Raw genomic sequence first — 22170 nt, forward strand, 5'->3', positions numbered from 1 at the left:
GAAAAATTAGAGTTGAATGACAAGGGCGTGGTTGGCGCCGGGAGGCCGGACAGTCACGGTCACGTCCTCTGGTAAGCGGGGTAAAGTCACTGGTTCGCCGCGCAAAGCATTGCCCACCTGGCGCATTACCTGCCCACCAAGGCGACCCTTGCGGGGAGCCTCCTGGGTGGCAGCGAGCGCAGCCGTGGCCGTCGACTGGCGCACTTCGACTACTATAGGGCCTGTGGGTGCGGATGGGGTAGCAGTGGCTACGGTGGGAAGCTGCTGGGGGGCAATTGATAGGGTTTCCTCGGCCACTGGGCGCTCCGGTTGCGCTTCGGTGGGAGTGAGGGTAGCTACCATAGTGCTCGGCGAAGACTTAGACTGAGTGGTAGGTAAAGCTTTAGGTGATGACGAGCGAGGAGCGGGTGTAGCGCGGGCTAGTTGCGGAGCAGTAGCTAACTTGGAGCGAAGCGGCTGGGCTGGTTGCGCCCCCGACTCAGGCTGCTTCGTAGGAGCCGTTGCTACACTGGCGGCTTCTGATGTGGTAGATGACTGCGCGGCGGGAAGAGTTGCCTGAGAAGATGAATTTTTCGAAGAAACCACAGGAGCCGGTTTGGTAGTAGGCTTGGTAGCTACAGTAGCTATAGTGCCTACAGGCGAGTTCAGATTTGCTCCCCGCCATAACCACATGCCGCCGGCTAACATGAGCAGCGTAATCACAGCGGCGGAAGCGTAGAGCCACATAACGGGGCGCTTACGGGCGGGTTGCAACTCGGCTTCGAGCTGGGCCCAGAGGTAGTCGGGTGGCGGGGGCGCGTGGCGCTCCAGCTTTTCCCGAAACAGCTTATCAATATCTTCCGGTTGCATAAAATTCCTTAGGTGAAGAGGTGGAAGCTGAAGCACTGCTAGCCCCGCCTAAGCGGCGCTGGAGCATAGCCCGAGCCTTACTCAGCTGCGATTTACTGGTGCCCTCCGTAATGCCCAGCAGCTCGGCAATTTCGGGGTGAGAATAGCCCTCTACGGCGTAGAGGTTAAATACGGTACGATACCCAGCGGGCAATTGGGTAAGCATTTGCATCAAATCGGCCGCGTTCAGGTCGCTTTCCGCGTCGGCCGCCGTGATGGCCACGTCTACGGGGTAATCGTCGATGGCTAGGTGGAGCGGTTCTTTACGGCGGAGTTGGCCCAGGGCCTCGTTCACCATAATCTTCCGAATCCAACCCTCAAAACTGCCCTCGTGGCGGTATTGATCCAAGGCTCTAAAAACTTTTACAAAACCCATCAGCATCACTTCTTCAGCATCTTCGCGGTGGCGCAGGTAGCGCGAGCACACCGAGAGCATCAGGCCCGCAAACCGCTCGTAGAGCTGTTTTTGCGCGCGGCTGTTACCTTGTCGGCAAGCAGCTATGAGGTCGGCGTCAGTCACAGGAAAGAAAGAGTAGAAAAGGACAATAGCAGGGCGTTTGGTGGGGTAGATGCAACCTTTGCGGTAGCGGTTGCCTCTGGGATGCTTTTTTTCTAAAATATCGCTTAAAAGCCGTGGGACGGCTTCACCCGAATGCTCACGTCCACCTCGTCAGCTAACAGCAGGCTGGCGTTGCCTACATCGTAATCCCGCCGATTGAGGCGAAAATTGCCGGTTAGCTCATTCGCCGTCGATACTGAAAATGGCAGCTTCACCTCGCGCTGGGTGCCTTTGATGGTCAGTTTAAACAGTCCTTCGTACTTGCCCGGACCCGTTTTGCGAATTGCGGACGACTCCAGCACTATGTTCGGAAATTTCTCCGCATCAAAATAGTTGGGCTTCAGCAAATGCTTGTCGCGCAGGCCGATACCGGTTTTGATGGTGTTCACCGGGACGGAGGCGCGAATAAAAGCTCGCTCGGGAGCAGCCGGATTGAAGCGAATCGTCGCGTTAAGGCCCGAGAACGTGCCCGTCACGGTAAGGCCGGCATTCACGATCTGAAATCGAATATCCGACTCGGCAATATCAGTTTGCGCCGGCGTCATACCAGCGCACAACCAAAGCAGTAATCCAAGTAAAAACCTTTGTTTCATAAGGATAGCCTTTTAGGATACAACCCGCGGGGTAGGAAGCGCATGCACTTGACATTGCAACACCGTTTCCTTCAAAAGACGAAGTAGCTTGCTTTGTTTCGTCCCCCTTGAAGCTACGCCTGCCTCAACGGTTAACTACTAGTTGCACCGCACAAAAAAGCCCCCCAGCACTAATCCTGGGGGGCTTTTTAAAGGCTAATAACTTAGTACTGCCCAACCGACAGCATTACCAGCGTGCAGGCTTCTTCGGTCTCAATGCCGCGCTCCTGAGCCATGCGCTCCAACTCCGGATTCTCGGTGCCGGGGTTGAAAATGATGCGCTTGGGCTTTAAATCCAGGATGTAATCGTACCAGGTTGGCTGGTTTTTGGGGCCAACGTAGAGCGTTACCGTGTCAATTTCGGAGTCGGTGGGGCGGTCGGTGTGAATGTCGATGCCGGCAATCTGGCCTTTGCGTAGGCCTACGGGCACTACATCGTGGCCGTGGCGCTTGAGGGAGTGAACAGCTTTATAGGCGTAGCGCGCGGGGTTGTCGCTGGCGCCGAGTACGAGGGTCTTTTTCATATAGCTGAGGACACGCGGCAAAGCGCGGCCATTTGATGGTGAAATAATGAGTAAACAGCGGAGCTGTCCATTCTGTATTTATACGAAAAAAACTGGGCTGGGGGGCATTTTCAAGCTAACACTGCCAGCACGGCCTCCGCGCACCGCTCTCCATCCATCGCCGCCGATACGATGCCGCCCGCAAAGCCCGCGCCTTCCCCACAGGGAAACAGCCCCGTAATTTCGGGGTGCTGCAATGTGGCCGGGTCGCGCGGAATGCGCACGGGGGCCGAAGTACGGCTTTCCACACCCACGATCTGCGCCGCGTTGGTGGCGTAGCCAGCAATCTTCTGCCCAAAAGCTTTGAAACCCTGGCGCAAACGGTCGGTAAGCCCCGCGCCCAGCACTTGGCTCATAGGCACCGATACCAAGCCCGGTTGATAGGAAGTTTCTAGCAGTTCGGGTGAAAGCTTGTCTTTCAGAAAATCACCCAGACGTTGGGCTGGGGCGGCCTGCGAATTGCCCCCCAGCGCGCAAGCGCGCTGCTCAATTTCCTGCTGCAAGCGCAAACCAGCCAACGCGCCATGCCGCTTCAGGTCCATTTCTTCCAGTTCCACCGCTACCACAATGCCCGAATTGGCAAAGCGCGAATCGCGGCGGCTCGGCGACATGCCATTCACGACCACCTCACCGGGAGCCGTAGCCGCGGGCACAATAAAGCCCCCCGGACACATACAAAACGAGAAAACGCCTCGCTGCTGTCCGCGCCACTGGGTTTGGTGCACCAAGGAATACGAAGCCGCCGGCAGCGGCCCGCGGTCGGTGCGCCGGTACTGGGCCTGGTCGATGAGGGCCTGCGGGTGCTCCACGCGCACACCGAGGGCAAAGGGCTTAGCCTCCACCCGCACGCCGCGACGATGCAAAAGTTCATAAATATCGCGGGCCGAGTGGCCGGTAGCCAGAATAACCGCGTCGGCCTCCACGGCTTCACCCGTGGCCGTGACTACGCCGCGCAGGTGGTTTTTCTCCAGAATCAAATCGTCTACCCGCGTCTCGAAGCGCACTTCGCCGCCAGCCTGCCGTACAGAGTCACGCAGGGCGGCTACCACATAGGGGAGCTTATTGGTGCCAATGTGCGGATGGGCATCGACCAGAATATCGGGAGTGGCGCCATGCTGCACCAGCAGCTTTAGGATACGACCTACGTCGCCGCGCTTGGTGGCTCGGGTGTAGAGCTTGCCATCGGAATAAGTGCCCGCGCCGCCTTCCCCAAAACAGTAGTTGGAATCGGGGTTTACAACATGGTCTTTGTTGAGGGCCGCTAAGTCGCGGCGGCGGGTGCGCACGTCTTTGCCTCGTTCCAATACAATGGGCTTTATACCCAACTCAATGGCCCGCAAAGCCGCAAATAAGCCTGCGGGTCCGGCCCCTACGATAATGACCGAGCGGCGTGCCTGGCTTACATCGGAATACGTAAACCAGGGACCAAAAATATCGGCGGGCGGGGGCTGAAACCACACATCGGCCCGCAGGCGGACGAGGGGTTGGCGGCCGCGAGCATCAATGGAGCGCTTGCGCAAATGCACAAAATCGGCTTCGCCAGGCTGAGCACCCACTGCATCGAGCAGGGCACGGTAGCGGGCAAATTCGTCGTAGGCTACTTCGGGCGGAAGCAGCACTTCTATTTCTTTTTTGTCGAACATGGGGGTGAAAGGGAGCTAGCCTTTAAACCGTGAGAAACCTTTGTTGCAGGCAAAGGTAAGCACGAAACACCACCAGGTTGGCTTTAGTGCGATTAGTATGGATTGGGTTGAAAGCGCACTATAAACTGCGCCGCTGCGCTATTGAATCGTCACGGTGTGCGTCACGAAGCTGTTATCGGCTTTACGAAACCGGACTGTATATATGCCCGGCTGATTTGCCTGAAACGGGTAGGTTGCCTGAAGAATAGGAGCAACCTGGGTGCAAATACAACCTGCGTAGCGGGCTCGTACCTGTACCGTGTGCGTAGTGCCAGCTAAGCTCTCTACCACAAACTGATTGAACTGTCCGCACCCGCTGCTGACCCCGAAGGATACCGAGAGCGGCACAACCTCATTTACTCGGCCAGTGACTGGGCCTTCTACGCCAACCGCGGGAGCCTGGCGATACTCCAGGCACTCCTCCGTGACTCTGGCACTAACGATGGTCACCCACGGGTACCATGGTCCGAAGGTAGTGCAAATGCCCAACTCACTGTCTCTGGTCTTGCGAATTTTAACTTTCAATATTTTGCCTTGCCAAAGCTCCGGACTAAGGTTGTAGGCATAAAACCGGTCCCAGGAGGAGCCCGTTATCTTCTCAACTTCATCTAGTTTGTCTTTAAAATCAATCAGGGGAAGACCACAATCCATGCCCCGGCCCATGGTCTCAACCTCAAACTCCTCGGTTGAACCTTCAAGAGCCAGTGCGTCTTTATCGGTTTGGCAGCCCAGCATCAGCAGGCTACAGAGGAGCAGTGATAATTGTTTCATGGCAGTTCGAGTCAGCTACAAAGTCAAGAGCAACTACGAGTGATTTAGGTTGCAAACAGCCACCAAAAAACACTTTATCGAAGAATAGCCGTGGTAAGTGGTGTGACCGGCGTCTCAAGTGGAATGCGCCCTTGCACCTGGGGCATTGACACGTTGGGCAGGCGTGGTAGCACGTAGCGGGCAAAGTGGTCGGCCTCGTCGAGCAGAGGGTAGCCAGAGAAGATGAAGGCCCGAAAGCCCATATCCATGTAGCGGTTGAGCTTTTCCACAATCTGATCGGGGTTGCCGACCAAGGCACCGCCCGCCCCGGAGCGCGCCTTGCCGATATCGGTCCACAGCAGCGGCTCCACGAAGCCTTCCATATCGGCGTTTTCGCGCAGCAAGTTTTGGCGGTGCACTCCCAAGGACCACGAATCTTGGGCCCGGCTCTTAATTTCAGCGCCTTTCACGGGGTCAAACTTCGACATCAGCTTGCGGGCGTAGGTTCGGGCTTCATCCTCGGTTTCGCGCACGATAACGTGGATGCGCAGGCCGAAATCAATTTGCCGGCCGTGGGCGGCGGCGCGGGCACTCAGGTCCTGCATGGTTTCGTAGAGCATTTCCTCCGTCTCGGGCCACATCAGAAACATGTCGCAGTACTGGGCGCACACGGCCCGGGCGCCCTCCGACGTACCACCGAAGTAGAGCAGCGGACCGCCGTTTTGCTGGTAGGGCTTGGCCGGGTCAGAAGGCATATCAAATTGGTACAATTCACCTTTGTGCACGATGCGCTCCTGGGTCCAGGCCTGGCGCAGGATTTCGATGGTTTCGGCGCAGCGCTGATAGCGTAGCTCGGGCACCTCGCGCAGGCCAGGCAGGTCGGAATTGATGATATTAATAGTAAGTCGCCCTTCCAGCATGTGGTCGAGCGAAGCCAGAGCGCGGGCCAGCATGGGCGGGTGAATCTCGCCAGTACGAATGGCGGTAAGCAGATTGATATGCGAGGTCTGGGGGGCAATTCCGGCCGCAAACGTCATTACATCCTGGCCCACGGTGTAGGAAGTTGGCAGCAGAATATTAGAGTAACCTAGCTGCTCGGCCTTGAGGGTGATGTCGCGGCAATGAGCCCAGGAACTGCGGTAGACCCCATCCAGCACGCTCAAATACTGCGTGTCGCCCCCGCACAGGTCATCAAACCAGGAAATCTCAGCCACCCGCTGGGGCGTGCGAACAGCAACGGAAGCAATGGGCAAAGCAAGCGGCATAGGAATAGGAAAAGGGGAGATGCAAAAATCAAAACTAGGACTGGGGGCACATTCGCAGAGATAAGAACAACTTATGGCTTGGCTGTCGTACGCCCATTCGAGACAAAATATAAGCCCAGGCCAACCACCGCAGCTACCGCCACATCGCGGGCTTCTGTGCCCTGGCTGCTGCTAAGCAACCACAGGCAGAGAGCCACGCACACCACTGCCACCACGCTACCGCCCCACACCTGAAACGGCGCAGGGTGCAGGGGCTGCCGACGCCGCAGCACCGGCAACGCAGCGCAGGTAAGCGCAAAATATGCCAGCCGAATAATGGTGCTCAGGGTGAGTGCATAGATAAAAGTGCCGGAAATAGCCAATACCAGCTTCAGTACCGCCGACACGAGTAAGGCTACAAATGGAGTGCGAAAATGAGGGTGGGTAGCGCCAAAAAAGGACGGAATCTGGCCTTGCTCCGCCAAAGCGAACAGCAAGCGGGGCCCCGTAAGCATTAGCGCGTTAAGGGTGCCCAGGGCTGTGAGCATCGCCGCACCGGCAATAAAAGCCGCGCCCGCGGCTCCCAGAAACTGCTGACTCGCACTAGCAAGGGGCCGGTCGGAGGTGGCAAGGTCGGGTAGGGTGCCGATGCACACCGCTTGTACCAGCAGAAACAGGAAAGCCACCGTGGCTATAGCTATGAATAATGCAAATGGCACATTGCGCTGGGGCTGTTGAATTTCACCAGCAGGAATAGCCGCCACATCGAACCCCGAAAAGGTGAAGATGAGCAGTAGCACTGCCCCCGAAAAATTACCGTAGGTGGGCGGCACTGCAAAGGAAAAAGCCCCCCAATCAACAAAAAATAATCCCACAGCTGTAAACAGACCCAGCACTAGTAGCTTGCTGACAGTGAATATGTTATTAATTAGGGAAGCCGTACGCACTCCCACTAGGTTTATACAGGTGAGAACGACTATAATCCCCGTAATAAGGGCCGCTCGTTCAACCCCAGCCCCGGCCGCTGGCCAGAAGTAAGCTGCATAGTCAATAAACAGATTGCAGAGGGCGGCGAAGCTGGCCAGGCGAGAAATCCAAAGCAGCCAGCCTACTTCGAATCCTACCAAAGGGCCAAACACTTCTCGAGCATACAAATAAGGCCCCCCCGTGCCACTAAAACGGCTGCTGACCTCGGCAAAACACAAAATAATGAGCGTTACGATGGCCGCACTAACTACGTACGCCACCAAGCTATAAGCCCCAACCAGCGCATAGATTTTGGAGGGCAAACCCAGGATGCCGGCCCCAATGGTGATGTTGATAATCAGGGCGACGAAGTCCCAGCGCCGAATACCGCGCACGAGGTCTGGTCGGGAGGCGACCATTGGGGAGGAGGGCATGCAAAACGAAAAATGCAACGAAAAACGGGTCGCCGGGGCAACCACTACGCGGGCTCAAGCAGTTGCGGGGCAACAACAATAGAGGCGTTTTTCGATCAGCTTCAGGGGCAGCATGCAGGAGAAAGCAAAGAATTAATAGGCTTTTTTTAGCCAACTGTCAGGGCCTGATTTAGTAGCCGCTGGGAGGCAAATATAGGCAACGGAGCGCGTGGTGCAAGTTTTTGGCTTGATGGAGTTATTTAATCTGAAAACCGAGAGCGGGACTTGCAAACAATAAAATTTGCGTTTCTGAAAAACGCGTCTTTACCTTTACAGCATCAATTCTTTCCCATCGAAGGATTGTTTTTATACAGAGGCGTGGAGAGACAGGCTCGACGAAACGCCGGCAACCCCCAGCTTTGCTGGAACGGTGCCAAGTCCTGACCATATAAAAACAAAGTACCGTGAAAAGCTCCCCCAGTACCCCCGCTGCCTACTTCACCCGCCTGTCTTTACAGCATCGGTGTTGTATCATGTGTTGTTGTGCCATCTGTATGCAGATGGCCGGTATGGCCTGCTAAAGCGTTGGAAAGACTCTTTTTTTCCTGCTAACTCTCTACCGAGAAAGGTAGCTTAGCGCCGTCAGGCCGCTACGCCCGCCTGCATCTCATTGGCCGAGCTAGCAACCCATACCCGCCTGCCCGCCGCCCCCAAGCGTTCTACGCTTCGGGCCCCGGTGCTGCGTCGGCTCCCACCCCCAATTTTCTTGCACAAAACTGCCGCCGCTACCGCTGCAGTGCTGAGCCCTTCTGTGCACAAGCAGGGCCAGCCAAGAAAAAAGCTTGCGTCGATTACTAGCTGTTTCCGACGCGGTAGGGGAGAAAAACACACTGCTGCCCCTGACAATGCCACCTGCAAAACCCTGTCTGATACGGGGTGGTAGGGACGGCAGGGGGCAAAATGGAGCAGCCCAAGGGTCTATCCAATCTCAATCCTCGACTAGACTTTTCTCATGAAATCTTCTACTCTTTTAACTCTGCCGGCCGTCTTGCTGGCGGGCGCTACCACAGGGTTTGCGCAAACTGCTGCTGTCCAACCGGCGGCCCAAACCGTCAACGGAACCGTTACGGATGCTGCCGACCGAAGTCCGCTGCCGGGCGTGACGGTCATCATCAAAGGCACGACCACGGGCGCCTCCACCGACCCTGGGGGGCAATTTTCACTGCCTATTCCGGCTGAAGGCGCCACGCTCGTTATCACCGCCATCGGCTACGTACGGCAGGAAGTGCGCACCAAGGGCGGCGACCTGCGCGTGGCGTTGAAGTCTGACGTGCAGCAGCTCTCAGAGGTGGTAATAACAGGCTACAGCGAGCAAAACCGCAAATCTCTGACCAGCGCTATTTCCTCGGTAAAAGGCGATGCGCTCAAAGATGTGCCCGCTGCCAGCCCCGACCAGCTATTGCAGGGCAAAGCACCCGGCGTGCAGGTATCGGCCAACTCAGGGGTGCCGGGCGGCGGCATCTTTATCCGGGTGCGCGGCAGCAACTCGGTAAATGCCAGCAATGACCCGCTCTATGTGGTTGACGGCGTGTTTATTAACAATACCAACTTAATAGCTACGGGCCTCGGCAACCAAGTGTCTTCCAACCCGCTGGCCGACCTTAACCCCCAGGATATTGAGAGCATCGAAATTCTGAAAGACGCCAACGCCACGGCCATTTATGGCTCTCGGGGGGCAAATGGGGTGGTGCTTATCCGAACCAAGCGCGGCAAGGCCGGCGAGAAAACCCGCATCACTTTCGATACTTATCAGGCCGTATCCAAAGCCCCCAAGCAGTTCAAGCTGGCTTCTGGCCCGGAGGTGGCAGCCTTGGAAAACGAGCGGTTTCTGAACGACGGCGGCAACCCGGCGCTAGTGCCTTTCCGGTCGGTGGCGGAAGGCGGTCGGGGACTGCCGGAAGAGCAGCAAACCTATGACCGCCTCTCCGATGTGTTTCGCACGGCCCGCACCCAGAGCTACGAGGTGTCGGCGGCGGGTGGCTCAGACAAAACCCAATTCTACATCGGCGCTGGCTATTTCGATCAGGAGTCCATTGCAAGGCCCAGCAAGTTCAACCGCTTCAGCCTGCGCGTGAATCTTGATAACTCCGTGACTGACAAGGTGCGCATCGGCACGAGCACGGCCCTGACGCGCACCCAGCGCAACGTGAGCAGCAACGATAACAACCCCGTCGGAGTCATCAACTCGGCTTTGTTTCCGCGCACCAATTTACCAGTGTATAATCCCGATGGCAGCTACGCCAAATACGGCTCCTTCGACAACCATCAGGCCCTAATCGACAACCTAGACAACGACGCCGTGGGCACCCGCGTCATCTCGAACGTGTACGGCGAGTACCGCATTCAGCCGAATCTTACGCTACGAAGCAGTTGGAGCATCGACTTCAACGACATGTATGAGAACAACTTCAACAACACACTCATCTTGGCTGGTCAGCCCCGCGGTACGGCCTCGTCTTTCCTGTCCCGTGACATTACGCTGCTGAATGAGCAGACGCTGAACTACTCAGTCAACATCGGCGAAAATCACTTCCTGCAGGCCTTGGTGGGCAATACGCTTCAGCGCAACACCTTTCAGCGCACGACCCTCGCGGGCCAGCAGTTCCCCGGCAACGACCTGCCCACGATTGCCTCTTCGGCCACCCAAACGGGCTCATCGGCTCGCTCCCAGGCTGGTTTAGTGTCCTTTTTTGGTAAAGCAACTTATTCCTTTAAAGAGCGCTACACAGTCGACGTAAGCTTGCGGGCCGACGCTTCATCGCGCTTCGGCGCCGACAACCGCTGGGGCTATTTTCCCGCCGTTGGGCTGGGCTGGCGCTTAGGGGAGGAAAGCTTTATTCAGAACCTGAATGTGTTTGAGGAGTTGAAGCTGCGTGCTAGTGTAGGCCGCACTGGCAACCAAGCCGGCATTAGCGACTTCGCGTCGTTGGGCCTCGTGCAAGGCGGCGCCAACTACCTCGATTTGCCCGGCACTACGCCTTTGCAGCTCGCCAACCCCAACCTGAGCTGGGAAAGCACCGAGCAGTGGAACGTGGGCTTGGATGCAGCGGTGCTGCAAAACCGCTTGATACTAGAGCTGAATTACTACGATAAGTACACTTCGGGCCTGCTGCTGAATGTGCCGGTGCCGCGCAAAACTGGCTTCTCGTCGGTAGTCGAAAACTACGGCGCCGTCAGCAATAAGGGTGTGGAACTGCAAGTAACGGCCAACTGGCTGCCCAAGGCGGCGGTGCAATGGAGCACTACCTTCAATATCGCCCGCAACGTGAATAAGGTCGAGAAGCTGGCTGCCCCGATTACGGCCGGTTCGCGCGATATTTTCCGGCTAGAAGAAGGTCAATCACTGTACTCCTTCTGGCTCTATAAGCAAACCCGCGTGAATCCCGAAAACGGCGACGCCGAGTACGAAGACGTGAACGGCGACGGCGCCATCACCGTGGCCGACCGCCAGCTGGTGGGCACCGCCTGGCCCGACTTCTTCGGTGGCCTCACCAACTCCGTGAATTACAAAGGCTTTGATTTGGGCTTCACGCTGAACTTCGAGCGGGGGGCAAAAATCATGAACATGAACCGCTTCTTCCTCGTGCACGGCGGCACCCAGAGCAACATTGGTTACCTCGCCAACCAACTCGACCGCTGGCAGCAGCCCGGCGACCAAACCGATATTCCGCGCCTAACCACCAACCCGGCTAGCAACAATTATGGCGGCGTAGTCCAAAACCTAAGTGACCGCTACCTCGAAGACGGCTCTTTCCTACGCCTGCGCACCTTGTCGCTGGGCTACACTGTGCCGAAGGAGGTCGTTGCCAAAACTCGTCTGAACTCGTTGCGCCTCTACGTGCAAGCCGCTAACCTGTTCACTATCACGCCTTACTCCGGCCTCGACCCGGAAGTAAATTCCCAGGGCGGCGTAGCCAATACCAAAAACTTCGACTGGGCCACCGTGCCCCAGCCCCGCACCTTCCAGGTGGGTCTCACCGTCGGACTCTAAGCTTTTACTTGCCATGAAACATACTCTATATCGCCTCTTATTTGCGACACAGGTTGCGGCTGTTAGCCTTAGCCTCTCGTCGTGCAACGACCTGCTGGAGCCCCAGCCGGTACAGCAACTGCCCGCCGACCAAGCCATCACCGACGCCGGCAGCGCCCGTGCCGCCACCATAGGCGCCTACGATCGGGTGCAAGCGTACTACCAACTCAACTGGCCGGTGCTGGGCTTTTTGCCCGGCGAGAATGTGCGCTTTAACGGAACGCTCAACCAGTTTTTGCAGATCGATCAAAACCAGCTTAGCGCCGACAATGTGCTGATTACAGAAGCCTGGACGCAGATGTATCAGGCGGTGAACGTTGCCAATAACTTACTGGCGGCGGTGCCCAATGTGAACGACCCGCTGCTGCCCGCTGCCGAGAAAAACCAGCTGTTGGGCGAAGCCCATTTCCTGCGGGCGCTGGTGTATTTTGATCTGGGTCGGGGCTGGGGCGGCGTGCCTTTAGTCCTGACGCCAACCCGCACCAAGGAAAACGGCAAAGGCATCGGCCGCAGCACCCTCGCTCAAACGTACGACCAGGTGCTGGCTGATCTTACCCAAGCCGAGACATTACTGCCTGATGGCACCACGCGCAACCGCGCCGTGAAAGCTACTGCCCGCGCCCTGCGCGCCCGCCTGCACCTCTACCGTCAGCAGTATGCTGAGGCTGAAACCTATGCCACCCAGGTTATTGGCAGCGCTAATTACAGCTTGGTGACGCCTTACCGGGCCATTTCTACAGCGCCGTTTCTGAGTCGGGAATCGGTGTTGGAACTCACCTTCAGCAATTCCGATCCGAACACCATGTGGAATAACTGGTTTCCGAGTGCGCTTGGGGGGCAATTTAATTTCCAACCGGTGCCCGCGGCAATTGCTTTGCTTAACGACCCAACTGTGGGGGGCAATCGTTCGGCGCTGCTGGCCACGACCACTATTGCGGGCAGCCCCGTCACCTATGGCAATCTGTACAGCCGCTCCGCCCAGCGCGACGACCCTAGCTACGTGCTCCGTCTGGCTGAGCAATACCTCATTCGCTCCGAAGCCCGCGCCCGCCAAGGTAAGCTAACGCAGGCCTTAGCTGATCTAAACGCCGTGCGAGCCCGTGCCGGCGTGCCCGCCAGCACCGCCGCTACTGCTGAGCAATTGCTACTAGCCATCGAAAATGAGCGCCGTGTAGAGTTTGCCTTTGAGGCTGACCGGTGGTTTGATCTCGTGCGCACCGGCCGCGCTGGCGTAGTGCTCGGCGTCTCGGACCAGCGCCGCTGGCTATTCCCATTGCCCTTTAATGATCTGGTAGCTGATCCTGATTTAGAGCAGAATCCAGGGTACTAAGTGATTACAGTGTTAAAAATGGCAGTCAAGCAGAAGCAAAAGGGCGGTCATGCAGAGCAAAGCGAAGCGAAGCATTTCGCGTGCTGAGGTTGCCAAAGTAACTCTAACGGCAGAGCGAGATGCTGCGCTGTCGCTCTGCATGACCACATAGATAAATAGCATAATTAGCTATTCATCCGCGCCTGCATCTTTTCTTCCAATCTCCACATCCATGATCAAAACATATTTTTCGGCGGCGCTGCTCACGTTAGGCTTAACCCTGGCAACGCCAGCCGCGGCCCAAAACTCCTACTTTTTCCCTGCGGCCCCAGCGGGCTCCTTCGACCCCGCCATCCCCACGCCTGAGAAGTTTCTGGGTTATCCTATCGGTTCTCACTACACCCGCACCGACCAGATTGTGGCCTACCTGCGGGAGCTGGACCGGGTGTCGGACAAGGTGAGCCTGCGGGTTCTGGGCAACACGTTTGAGGAGCGGCCTCAAGTGGTAGCTACCATTACCACGGTGGCTAACCAGCAGAACCTGGATCAGCTGCAGAAACAGCGCCGCGCCCTCGTAGACCCCAGCCAGCCCGCGCCCGACTACAAGCGCCTGCCAGTGATTATCAGTCTCAACTACGGCGTGCACGGCAACGAAAGCTCTAGCTCCGAAGCCGCCTTGCTTACAGCTTATTACCTCACAGCTTCTACTAGCCCCGAAACTCAGCAGTGGCTGGAGCAGTCAGTTATCACGATCGACCCACTGGAAAACCCTGACGGCCGCGACCGGGCCTCGCACTGGTATGACCAGAATAAATCGTGGCCGCCCGTGACCGATCCGCTCGACCGGGAGCACACCGAAGCTTGGCCGGGTGGCCGCACCAACCATTTCTATACCGATCTAAACCGAGATTGGCTGCCGCTGACCCAGCCTGAGAGTCGAGCCCGCATGGCGTTTCTGCACGAGTGGTACCCCAATGTGATGATCGACTTTCACGAAATGGGCACCAACAGCACGTACTATTTCGAGCCCACCAAGCCCTTAAGCACCGAAAACGACCTGATTCCGCGCGCTACCTACGAGGTGCTGAACGTGCATCTGGCCAAGTATCACGCTCAAGCCTTGGATAAGCTCGGCGCTTTGTACTGGACCAAAGAGCAGTTCGACAACCTGTCGCCTATCTACGGCTCTACCTATCCCGATTTTCAGGGCGGGGTGGGCGTCACGTTTGAAGTAGGGAAATCCAATGGACTGGCCCAGGAAGGCACCAATGGCGTCGTAACGTTTCCCTTTACGATCCGCAGCCACGTGGCTACTGGATTGGCTACCGTGCGCGGGGCCGTGGAGGAAAAAGAGCTGTATTTGCGCCATCAGCGCGATTTTTTCGCCTCGGCGCTGACTTCTGCCAAGAAGTTTCCGACCAAAGCTTACGTGTTCGGGAGCGCCCAGGACGAGACGTTGACTAACCGCTTCCTTGACCTACTCTTGCAGCATAAAATTCAGGTGCATGAGCTGGGCAAAACCGTCACGCTAGACAAGCAGACTTTCGAAAAAGGCAAGACCTATGTGGTGCCCACCGCTCAGCCCCAATATCGCATTGTTAACTCCCTGTTTGAGGAGGTAACTACGTTTCACGATAGTGTATTCTACGACGTAACAGGCTGGAGTCAAGCCCATGCCTATGGCCTGCCCGTGAGCAAGCAGAAAAATACGTCGTTGGTGCAGGGTGCGCCCATTGCAGCTTCTAAAGTGCTGGCCGGCAACGTGCTGGGGGGTAAAAGTAGCTACGCCTATCTCTTGCCCTGGACCGATTACAATGCCCCAAAAGCCTTGGTAGCCTTGCAACGGGCAGGCGTCACCGCTAAAGTTGCTTTCAAGCCCTTCCGTGCTGGTTCAGCTTCTCAACCCACCGACTTTGGCTACGGTACCGTAGTTGTGCCCGTGGCGGGTCAGAAGCTGCCGGCCGATTCGGTGTTTCAAATTCTAGATAGAGTGAGTAAGCAGGCTCAGGTTACGTTTACGAGCGTGACTACCGGGTTTAATTTGGGCGGTATCGATCTGGGTTCTAATAATGTGCGCACGGTGCCAGAAACCAAAGCCGCGCTGCTCGTGGGCGCGGGCACGACTGCTTCGGAGGTGGGAGAAGCGTGGTTTGTGGCCAGCCAGCAACTTGGGCTACCGCTAAGTAAGCTGGAGCTAAGCAACGTAAGCCGGGCGCCGCTGGGCCGCTATACCAGTCTAGTGCTTGTGGGGGGCAATTATGGAGTGCTGGACAAAGTGACCGTGGACAAAATCCGGCGTTGGGTGCAGGAAGGAGGCACGCTTATCACGCTGAAAAACGCTTCCGAATGGGCAATTAAGCAAGGCATCGTCAAGGAGAAGCTGCTGATTCCGGCCAATGGTGGCTGGGCCGATACTACCGCTGCCCGCACAGCCAGCACGGCCCCGGCTAACGCGGGCAAGAAGACGAAGGAAACCGCCAGTACATCCACTCCAGGTTCGCGTCGAACCGATTTTGTAAACCAGGAGCACGAAGGCACCCGCGCCATTGCCGGCTCCATCTACCGCACCGATGTAGACCTGACCAACCCCATCGCCTTCGGCCTCACCGATCGGCGCCTGTATGTGTTTCGCAACGGCACTACCTTCCTGCGGCCCAGCCGCAACCCGTACGCCACGGTGGCTCAGTACACAGCCACGCCGCTAGTGAGCGGCTACGTATCGAAAGCTAACCTTAAGCAGATCAGCAACTCGGCGGCCATTGTGGTGAGCCGGGTAGGAGCCGGCCGCGTCGTGCTCTTCGCCGACGACCCCAACTTCCGTCACTACTGGCACGGTACGGCCCGCTTGTTCACCAACGCCCTGCTGCTGGGGCCTCTGCTTAATTTACCTGAAGGCCCGGCCGCTATTTCAGCGGAGGAAGAGTAAGCCTCACTGCTTATAAATGGCGGGAGTAAAGCCAATTCTCACAAGACAAAAAAGCCCCCCACAACTGATCGTGGGGGGCTTTTTTTGTCTTGTGAGAATTGAAAGTAAGCTGTATAGGCGCAACATTTTGCCTCTTGTCATTGAACGACTGGAGCAGCGCAGTTAACAACTAATGGAGAAATTTTAGATATCACAACTTCAGCACCCGAAGGTCAGCGAAACTAACGACGAGACGCGAAATATTGCGTCTCTACGCTGTACAACAGCTGTGCTATTAGCGCTTTGCTCGCTCATACTGCACGGGCCAGGCCAAGTTCACGTCGAGTTTTTGGGCCGCATGCAGCGGGAAATAAGGGTCGCGCAGAAACTCACGGGCCAGCAGCACCAGATCAGCTTGTCCGCTGGCCAGAATTTCCTCGGCCTGCTCAGCCGTGGTGATAATGCCGACGGACCCAGTAAGCATTCCCGTTTCCTGCCGAATGCGCTCAGCAAATTCCACCTGATAACCAGGCCCGGCCGGAATCTTAGCATCCGGAACATTGCCCCCCGTAGAAGCATCCACTAGGTCCACGCCGTGGTTTTTTAGCTCCCGAGCCAACGCCACTGAATCCTCGATGGTCCAGCCGCCCTCCACCCAATCGGTGGCCGAAATTCGCACAAAGATTGGGTACTCGTCGGGCCAGTTCTCGCGGACGGTGTCCGTTACTTCTAGCAATAGCCGGATGCGGTTTTCAAAGGAGCCGCCGTAGGCATCGGTTCGCTGGTTGCTTAGAGGCGAGAAGAACTCGTGCAGCAAGTAGCCGTGGGCCCCATGAATCTCGATAACCTTGAAGCCAGCCTGAAGGGCTCGCTTGGTTGCCGCCCGAAAATCATCCTTTACTTTTTGCAACCCAGCGTCATCCAGCGCCAGCGGCGACGGGTCGGTAGGGCGGAAGGGCAGAGCGCTGGGCGCTACGGTCTGCCAGCCCCCATCGGCGGGCGCTACCGGCTGGTTGCCTTTCCACGGGCTACTGACGCTGGCTTTGCGGCCCGCGTGGGCGAGCTGAATGCCAGGGACTGCGCCCTGAGCGCTGATAAAGGAAGTAATGCGCTGCAAGCCAGCGATATGCTCGTCCTTCCAAATACCCAGATCATCGGGCGTAATCCGGCCCTCGGGCGACACGGCCGTAGCTTCAAATATGATCAAACCGGCCCCACCCACGGCCCGGCTGCCCAAATGCACCAAGTGCCAATCATTAGCAAACCCGTCCTCCGACGAGTACTGACACATAGGCGAAACCACAATGCGGTTTTTTAGCTCAATTTCCCGCAAACGAAGCGGACTAAATAGTGTAGCAGACATAGTTAACTCTTGTAGAGATGCATAAAAAAGTCCCCCAGGATAAGTAGAAAGACAGTATGTTGATTGAGTTTGTGAAAAGAAGTCCGAATAAGACCTCTCCAGGCGTTTTTGTTTGCGGAGAAATCAGATTGAGACGGTTGCCACTAGACTAAAAAAGCCTTTTAGCGGTCATGCAGAGCAAAGCGAAGCATCTCGCTCGCGGTCGTGGGATAAGTAATGCAGTCGTCAGCACGCGAGATGCTTCGCTTTGCTTTGCATGACCGTCATTAGTTATAGCCGTCTTTTGTGCAGCCTGTACATCTGGGGGCTTTTTTATCCTAAAATTTCCTCAATTGTGCTCAGCTGCTCCGCGCTAAACTCAGGGCTTCGCAGACACTGCAACGAATCTTGGAGCTGCGCGGGGCGGCTGGCGCCGATGAGCACTGACGTCACGCGCGGATCTTTCAGCACCCAGGCCAGAGCCATTTGAGCCAGACTTTGGTTGCGCTCCTTGGCCAGCTGGTGCAAGCGACTTATCCGATCGAGGCGCTCGGGCGTCAGCTGGTCTTCCTTGAGCGATGGGCTGCCCCGCCCAGCACGCGAGTCGGCTGGAATAACGTGCAGGTACTTATCGGTCAGCAGGCCTTGGGCCAGGGGCGAGAACGGGATGCAGCCTACGCCTTCCGTTTCCAGCAAGTCGAGTAAGCCATCTTCCACCCAGCGCTCAAACATGGAGTATTTGGGCTGATGAATCAGGCAGGGCGTACCCAAGTCACGCAGCATCTTGATGGCTTGTTCGGCCTCGGCGGTGCGGTAATTGGAGATGCCCACGTACAGGGCTTTGCCCTGGCGCACGATAAGGTCGAGGGCGGCCATGGTTTCCTCCAGGGGCGTTTCGGGGTCGGGGCGGTGGTGGTAGAAGATGTCCACGTAGTCCAGCTTCATGCGCCGTAGGCTCTGGTCGAGGCTGGAAACCAGGTATTTCTTGGAGCCCCAGTCGCCGTAGGGGCCGTCCCACATGGTGTAGCCGGCTTTGGTGGAGATGATCAGCTCGTCGCGGTAGGTCCGAAAATCCTCTTTTATAATGCGGCCAAAGTTGGTTTCGGCCGTGCCGGGCGGCGGACCGTAGTTGTTAGCCAAATCGAAGTGCGTCACGCCGTGGTCGAAGGCTAGGCGTAGGGTAGCGCGGAAGTTGTCGAGCACATCCACGTCGCCAAAGTTCTGCCACAGCCCCAGCGACACGGCCGGCAGCTTAAGGCCGCTACGGCCACAGCGCCGGTATTGCATGGTGGACGTATAGCGCTCAGGTTTGGCCACGTAGGTCATACAGCAAAAGTGAAAGTGAATAAAATCAGCTCCGGTGCGGGAAGGTAGCTGGTTTGCGGGTTCGAAGAAACCCGGTCAAGTGCCTCCAAAAAGCCCCCCAGCAAGTGACAATACGCAATGGGCGGCCTTTGCACGACACTGATGGCTCGGGTGATTGATAATTTTGGTGCCGTCGTTTACAACCACCCGGCGAATAACGCGTCCTTCCCCGGCTTACCCAACCCTTAGAAATCTGCGCTGCGTTTAAAACAAAGCCAGCTAACTTGGTTGTGTAGGCACATTACTCACCTAACTATCTAAAACCGTATGCAGACCTCCTCTCCCAAATTCCTGCTCCTCTTTGTCTGGATTATGCTGCTGTTTACCGGCAGCGCTGTCGCCCAGACGACCAAAGCGCCGGAAGACAAAAGCAAGCGCCCCAGTCCGCCCGCAACCGTATCAACAACGGTCGGCGACGCCAAAATCACCATCAACTACAGCCGCCCTTCCATGAAGGGACGCAAGATTTTCGGTGAGCTGGAGCCCTACGGCAAGGTGTGGCGCACCGGTGCTAACGAAGCCACCACGTTTGAAACCTCCAAAGCCGTCACCATCAATGGGCAGGCGCTGCCCGCCGGCAAGTATGCCCTGTTCACCATCCCCACAGAGCAGGAGTGGACCATCATCTTCAACAAAACCGCCGATCAGTGGGGCGCCTACAAGTACGACGAAAAGCAGGATGCCCTGCGCGTAAAAGTGAAGCCCACCAAAACCGCTCAACCCGTAGAGCAATTCACCATGACGGCCGATAAAGCCGGTACCGTAACTATGGCCTGGGAAAACACCCAAGCCGCCTTCAAAGTAGGCAGCGGCGCAAAGGCTCAGCTGTAGTCTTTGCTTAAAAACGAATCGGCTGCCGTTCTTGCTCAGGAAGCAGGAGCGGCGGCCGATGTGTTTATTAGTATGAAAGTTTGAGAATCTGTTTTTGGCCCTTTGTGCAATTTTTTGAATAATTATAAATAGGTTTTGTTAACGTGCTTTATTTTATCGTTGACATAGATAACAGTGTAACTCAGGACGTAAAATAATATGTTCTAATGCTACATCTATTATTTCATTGATGCTGTCATTATTACTCTGTAAACGACTGTATTTAAACCAAGTAGTACTTCTTCCATAAATGACACCTAGGCTATCTAACTCATAGAGTAGGGTGCCACCGTCTTCAGGTGCATAGAAATCGCTAGTGTACACATCAATAAAATGCCTCCTTTCGCCCAGGGCAAAATTAAAGTAAGCAATTAATGTGTCTTTAGGATTATGACGCTTAATCTGTTCAACTTTTATGTACTCAGTGTCCGCTTTAGAAATAGTTGGGCTTGTGTAAAAAAATACGATTTCTTTTTTCTCTTTATCGATAAGCTTATCACAACTAATTAAACAGCTCGCAACAAGTAGATAAGTAATAGCTCTATAAGAAGAATTCATATGAAGTATCTCAAGCTATTATCAATAGTAAAGCCTACGCCTGCGCTTCCCCCAACACTTCCTCGACCCAGCCCTTACCCCATTCTTCCAACTCCTGCTCCGTCCAGAGCTGCGGATAAAAGATGCGGCGCTGGAACTTGGGGGGCAAATATTTCTTCCAATTGGTGCCGCCCGTCGCGGCAATAGCGGTGGGGTCGCGCTCCAGGTAGCGCACGGCCGATTTGTAATGCATCAGGGGCCAGTTCACGTTCACGTTGGCGTCGAGCTGGCGCAGGGCGCGCACTAGGCGCGGGTGGCGCTGATCTTCGGCGGGCAGGCGCTCCAATACCGTCCACACGTTGCGGGTGCGGTAGTGGGCGGCGTGGTTGTGGAGAGTTTGGGTGTACTTTTCTTCAAACTGAATCAGTGTCAGGGCTTTCGCGCCCGATTCTTCAATGGTAGCGCCGGCTTTCCAGTAGATGCAGCCCATCAGCTCGTCGTGGGCGGCGGCTTCGCCCAGCAGGCGGCGCTTCTCCTTATCTACCAGGTTATCGAGGGAAGTAGAAGCCAGTTCAATCATGCGGTACTGCACCGATTGAAAACCCGAAGCCGGCATCAGGGCCATGCGGAACTGCAGAAACTGCTGCTTGTCCATGCCGTCCACCATCACGTCGAACGAGTCGATCAGGTTCTCGAAGTAGCGGTTGATGCGGTTGATGCGCAGCACCAACTCGCCCACGGTGGGCTGCTTCAGCTCGCCCATCTGCTCGTACTCGCAAAGGCAAAGCTTGAAATACAACTCCGTGATCTGGTGGTACATGATGAAAATGCGCTCGTCCGGAATCTGGGTGAGCGGGCGCTGTAGGCTCAGCAGGGTGTCGAGCTCGATGTAGTCCCAATAGTTGACGTAGTCGGCGTAAAACAGGCCTTCGAGGTAGGAGGCTAAATCTTGACCGTCAGCGGTATACTTGGCTTGCAGACGTCGCAACTGCTCAAGCACTTGGGGGGAGAATTCGGATTGTATGGGGGGCGTTTCCATAGAAGAGATAGCAGCGAAGAAGACGCAAAGAACGAAAAACCCTCCGAAAGCTGCCTAGTCAAGCAACCCCAGCGGCCCTAGCGGTATCTATACGCACAAGGCCTAAAATGCCCCCCAGCTGGCTCGGTTTGCACTGGGTAATTCAAACGTTGCTTTCCCGGCTGAAACATCTACTTTTACCGCTATTATGGCCGAGAAAAGCAGCATTTTTGATATGATTGGGCCGGTAATGATTGGGCCTAGCAGCTCACACACGGCCGGAGTGGTACGCATTGCAAGCGCCGCAATTCGCATTCTGGGGTCGTTGCCCACCCACGCCACCATTACGTTCTACAATTCCTTCGCCCGGACCTACGAAGGCCACGGCTCCGACCGCGCCATTGTGGCCGGTTTGCTGGGCTACGCCACTGATGATAAGCGCATCCGAGACGCCTTCGACCACGCCAAAGAATCCGGCCTCCAATACACGTTTCAGAGTGTTGGCAACGCTTCCACCATGCACCCCAACACGATAAAGCTGCAGTTGCGTGATGAGCGCACGGGCCATGCCACGGAGGTTATAGGCCAGAGTCGGGGTGGGGGCGTCATTCGTATTGTAGAGGTTGATGGCTTCCCGGCCGACTTCTCTGCCTCTCTGCACACCCTCATCGTGGACGCCGACGACCGGCAAGGCTCTATTGCCTTCATTGCCTCCGTCATTGCCCACGATGACTGCAACATCGCTACCATGTTCGTTTCGCGCAAAGGTCGCAACGATGTGGCTCGGCAGTTCATAGAAATGGATTCCGGTATCAAGCCAATTACGCTTGAGTATCTGCGCCAGCTTAGCTGGGTGCACCAAGTTACCTACATCCCCACTATCGATTAATAGCGCTATGACCCTGAAGTTGGGTGATGCTCGATCTTCTTTATCGTCACTTAGTACGATTCTCAAATTAAGGTAGATCGGTACCTTGTGTTGCATAGTACCTTTTGTTATATTTGACCGGTGTTTGTCTGCAAACCGCGTTTTGGCT

At 56.2% G+C, this 22170-nt stretch carries 17 protein-coding genes and 1 riboswitch; of the genes, 5 read left to right on the forward strand and 12 right to left on the reverse strand.

Going from position 1 to position 22170, the window contains the following annotated elements; translation table 11 throughout:
- Positions 1-6: 6 nt before the first annotated feature.
- The 8 genes from ACW9KT_RS09795 to ACW9KT_RS09830 all read right to left on the reverse strand — a co-directional run bounded on the left by ACW9KT_RS09795 (position 7) and on the right by ACW9KT_RS09830 (position 7718).
- On the reverse strand, positions 7-849 hold the full coding sequence (locus ACW9KT_RS09795; RefSeq protein ID WP_457079795.1) for a hypothetical protein: 843 nt from the start codon (positions 847-849) through the stop codon (positions 7-9).
- Complete coding sequence (locus tag ACW9KT_RS09800; protein ID WP_457079797.1) at positions 830-1408, reverse strand: RNA polymerase sigma factor; 579 nt, start codon at positions 1406-1408, stop codon at positions 830-832. Before ACW9KT_RS09800 ends, ACW9KT_RS09795 begins: the two co-directional genes overlap by 20 nt.
- Before the next feature lie 104 nt (positions 1409-1512).
- Complete coding sequence (locus ACW9KT_RS09805) at positions 1513-2040, reverse strand: YceI family protein (protein WP_457079799.1); 528 nt, start codon at positions 2038-2040, stop codon at positions 1513-1515.
- Positions 2041-2243: 203 nt separating this feature from the next.
- Positions 2244-2603 (reverse strand): CoA-binding protein, encoded by a 360-nt coding sequence (locus ACW9KT_RS09810; protein WP_457079801.1) that lies wholly within the window; start codon positions 2601-2603, stop codon positions 2244-2246.
- Between the two features lie 110 nt (positions 2604-2713).
- The gene (locus ACW9KT_RS09815; RefSeq protein ID WP_457079803.1) at positions 2714-4285 is read right to left on the reverse strand and encodes an NAD(P)/FAD-dependent oxidoreductase; all 1572 of its coding nucleotides are present in this window, start codon (positions 4283-4285) and stop codon (positions 2714-2716) included.
- Positions 4286-4423: 138 nt separating this feature from the next.
- Positions 4424-5095 (reverse strand): hypothetical protein, encoded by a 672-nt coding sequence (locus ACW9KT_RS09820; protein ID WP_457079805.1) that lies wholly within the window; start codon positions 5093-5095, stop codon positions 4424-4426.
- Positions 5096-5169: 74 nt separating this feature from the next.
- The gene (locus ACW9KT_RS09825; RefSeq protein ID WP_457079807.1) at positions 5170-6339 is read right to left on the reverse strand and encodes an LLM class flavin-dependent oxidoreductase; all 1170 of its coding nucleotides are present in this window, start codon (positions 6337-6339) and stop codon (positions 5170-5172) included.
- A gap of 71 nt (positions 6340-6410) precedes the next feature.
- On the reverse strand, positions 6411-7718 hold the full coding sequence (locus ACW9KT_RS09830; protein WP_457079809.1) for an APC family permease: 1308 nt from the start codon (positions 7716-7718) through the stop codon (positions 6411-6413).
- Between the two features lie 342 nt (positions 7719-8060).
- Positions 8061-8152, forward strand: a riboswitch (SAM riboswitch).
- A gap of 557 nt (positions 8153-8709) precedes the next feature.
- Between ACW9KT_RS09830 and ACW9KT_RS09835 the strand changes: the two genes are divergently transcribed.
- From ACW9KT_RS09835 to ACW9KT_RS09845, 3 genes are all read left to right on the forward strand, one after another.
- Positions 8710-11748: a SusC/RagA family TonB-linked outer membrane protein gene (locus ACW9KT_RS09835; RefSeq protein ID WP_457079810.1), complete on the forward strand. Its 3039-nt coding sequence runs from the start codon at positions 8710-8712 to the stop codon at positions 11746-11748.
- 13 nt (positions 11749-11761) lie between these two features.
- On the forward strand, positions 11762-13117 hold the full coding sequence (locus ACW9KT_RS09840) for a RagB/SusD family nutrient uptake outer membrane protein (RefSeq protein WP_457079812.1): 1356 nt from the start codon (positions 11762-11764) through the stop codon (positions 13115-13117).
- A gap of 211 nt (positions 13118-13328) precedes the next feature.
- A complete protein-coding gene (locus ACW9KT_RS09845; protein WP_457079814.1) occupies positions 13329-16022 on the forward strand; it encodes a M14 family zinc carboxypeptidase in 2694 nt (897 codons plus the stop codon).
- Between the two features lie 274 nt (positions 16023-16296).
- On the opposite strand, the gene ACW9KT_RS09850 is transcribed toward ACW9KT_RS09845, so the two are convergent.
- Together ACW9KT_RS09850 and mgrA are read right to left on the reverse strand one after the other, a co-directional pair.
- Complete coding sequence (locus ACW9KT_RS09850) at positions 16297-17364, reverse strand: NADH:flavin oxidoreductase/NADH oxidase (RefSeq protein WP_457079816.1); 1068 nt, start codon at positions 17362-17364, stop codon at positions 16297-16299.
- A 312-nt stretch (positions 17365-17676) separates the two neighbouring features.
- Positions 17677-18669 carry an L-glyceraldehyde 3-phosphate reductase gene (mgrA, locus tag ACW9KT_RS09855; RefSeq protein ID WP_457079818.1) on the reverse strand — a complete coding sequence of 331 codons (993 nt, stop codon included), beginning with the start codon at positions 18667-18669 and terminating at the stop codon, positions 17677-17679.
- A 306-nt stretch (positions 18670-18975) separates the two neighbouring features.
- Here mgrA and ACW9KT_RS09860 point away from each other — a divergent pair, with 306 nt between their 5' ends.
- Positions 18976-19539 carry a DUF2911 domain-containing protein gene (locus tag ACW9KT_RS09860; protein ID WP_457079820.1) on the forward strand — a complete coding sequence of 188 codons (564 nt, stop codon included), beginning with the start codon at positions 18976-18978 and terminating at the stop codon, positions 19537-19539.
- 153 nt (positions 19540-19692) lie between these two features.
- Here the strand turns inward: ACW9KT_RS09860 and ACW9KT_RS09865 are convergent, their stop codons facing one another.
- Together ACW9KT_RS09865 and ACW9KT_RS09870 are read right to left on the reverse strand one after the other, a co-directional pair.
- A complete protein-coding gene (locus tag ACW9KT_RS09865) occupies positions 19693-20136 on the reverse strand; it encodes a hypothetical protein (protein WP_457079822.1) in 444 nt (147 codons plus the stop codon).
- Between the two features lie 34 nt (positions 20137-20170).
- Complete coding sequence (locus ACW9KT_RS09870; RefSeq protein ID WP_457079824.1) at positions 20171-21154, reverse strand: tryptophan 2,3-dioxygenase family protein; 984 nt, start codon at positions 21152-21154, stop codon at positions 20171-20173.
- 187 nt (positions 21155-21341) lie between these two features.
- Here ACW9KT_RS09870 and sdaAB point away from each other — a divergent pair, with 187 nt between their 5' ends.
- A complete protein-coding gene (sdaAB, locus tag ACW9KT_RS09875) occupies positions 21342-22022 on the forward strand; it encodes an L-serine ammonia-lyase, iron-sulfur-dependent subunit beta (protein ID WP_457079826.1) in 681 nt (226 codons plus the stop codon).
- The last annotated feature ends 148 nt before the right edge of the window (positions 22023-22170 follow it).

The sequence above is a fragment of the Hymenobacter sp. HD11105 genome, from assembly GCF_054051685.1.

Excerpts from the sequence above, each read along its gene's own strand:
- ACW9KT_RS09795 (WP_457079795.1), bottom strand. The coding sequence starts at position 849 with ATGCAACCGGAAGATATTGATAAGCTGTTTCGGGAAAAGCTGGAGCGC.
- ACW9KT_RS09805 (WP_457079799.1), bottom strand. The coding sequence starts at position 2,040 with ATGAAACAAAGGTTTTTACTTGGATTACTGCTTTGGTTGTGCGCTGGT.
- ACW9KT_RS09810 (WP_457079801.1), bottom strand. The coding sequence starts at position 2,603 with ATGAAAAAGACCCTCGTACTCGGCGCCAGCGACAACCCCGCGCGCTAC.
- ACW9KT_RS09815 (WP_457079803.1), bottom strand. The coding sequence starts at position 4,285 with ATGTTCGACAAAAAAGAAATAGAAGTGCTGCTTCCGCCCGAAGTAGCC.
- ACW9KT_RS09820 (WP_457079805.1), bottom strand. The coding sequence starts at position 5,095 with ATGAAACAATTATCACTGCTCCTCTGTAGCCTGCTGATGCTGGGCTGC.
- ACW9KT_RS09825 (WP_457079807.1), bottom strand. The coding sequence starts at position 6,339 with ATGCCGCTTGCTTTGCCCATTGCTTCCGTTGCTGTTCGCACGCCCCAG.
- ACW9KT_RS09830 (WP_457079809.1), bottom strand. The coding sequence starts at position 7,718 with ATGCCCTCCTCCCCAATGGTCGCCTCCCGACCAGACCTCGTGCGCGGT.
- ACW9KT_RS09835 (WP_457079810.1), top strand. The coding sequence starts at position 8,710 with ATGAAATCTTCTACTCTTTTAACTCTGCCGGCCGTCTTGCTGGCGGGC.
- ACW9KT_RS09840 (WP_457079812.1), top strand. The coding sequence starts at position 11,762 with ATGAAACATACTCTATATCGCCTCTTATTTGCGACACAGGTTGCGGCT.
- ACW9KT_RS09845 (WP_457079814.1), top strand. The coding sequence starts at position 13,329 with ATGATCAAAACATATTTTTCGGCGGCGCTGCTCACGTTAGGCTTAACC.
- ACW9KT_RS09850 (WP_457079816.1), bottom strand. The coding sequence starts at position 17,364 with ATGTCTGCTACACTATTTAGTCCGCTTCGTTTGCGGGAAATTGAGCTA.
- mgrA (WP_457079818.1), bottom strand. The coding sequence starts at position 18,669 with ATGACCTACGTGGCCAAACCTGAGCGCTATACGTCCACCATGCAATAC.
- ACW9KT_RS09860 (WP_457079820.1), top strand. The coding sequence starts at position 18,976 with ATGCAGACCTCCTCTCCCAAATTCCTGCTCCTCTTTGTCTGGATTATG.
- ACW9KT_RS09865 (WP_457079822.1), bottom strand. The coding sequence starts at position 20,136 with ATGAATTCTTCTTATAGAGCTATTACTTATCTACTTGTTGCGAGCTGT.
- ACW9KT_RS09870 (WP_457079824.1), bottom strand. The coding sequence starts at position 21,154 with ATGGAAACGCCCCCCATACAATCCGAATTCTCCCCCCAAGTGCTTGAG.
- sdaAB (WP_457079826.1), top strand. The coding sequence starts at position 21,342 with ATGGCCGAGAAAAGCAGCATTTTTGATATGATTGGGCCGGTAATGATT.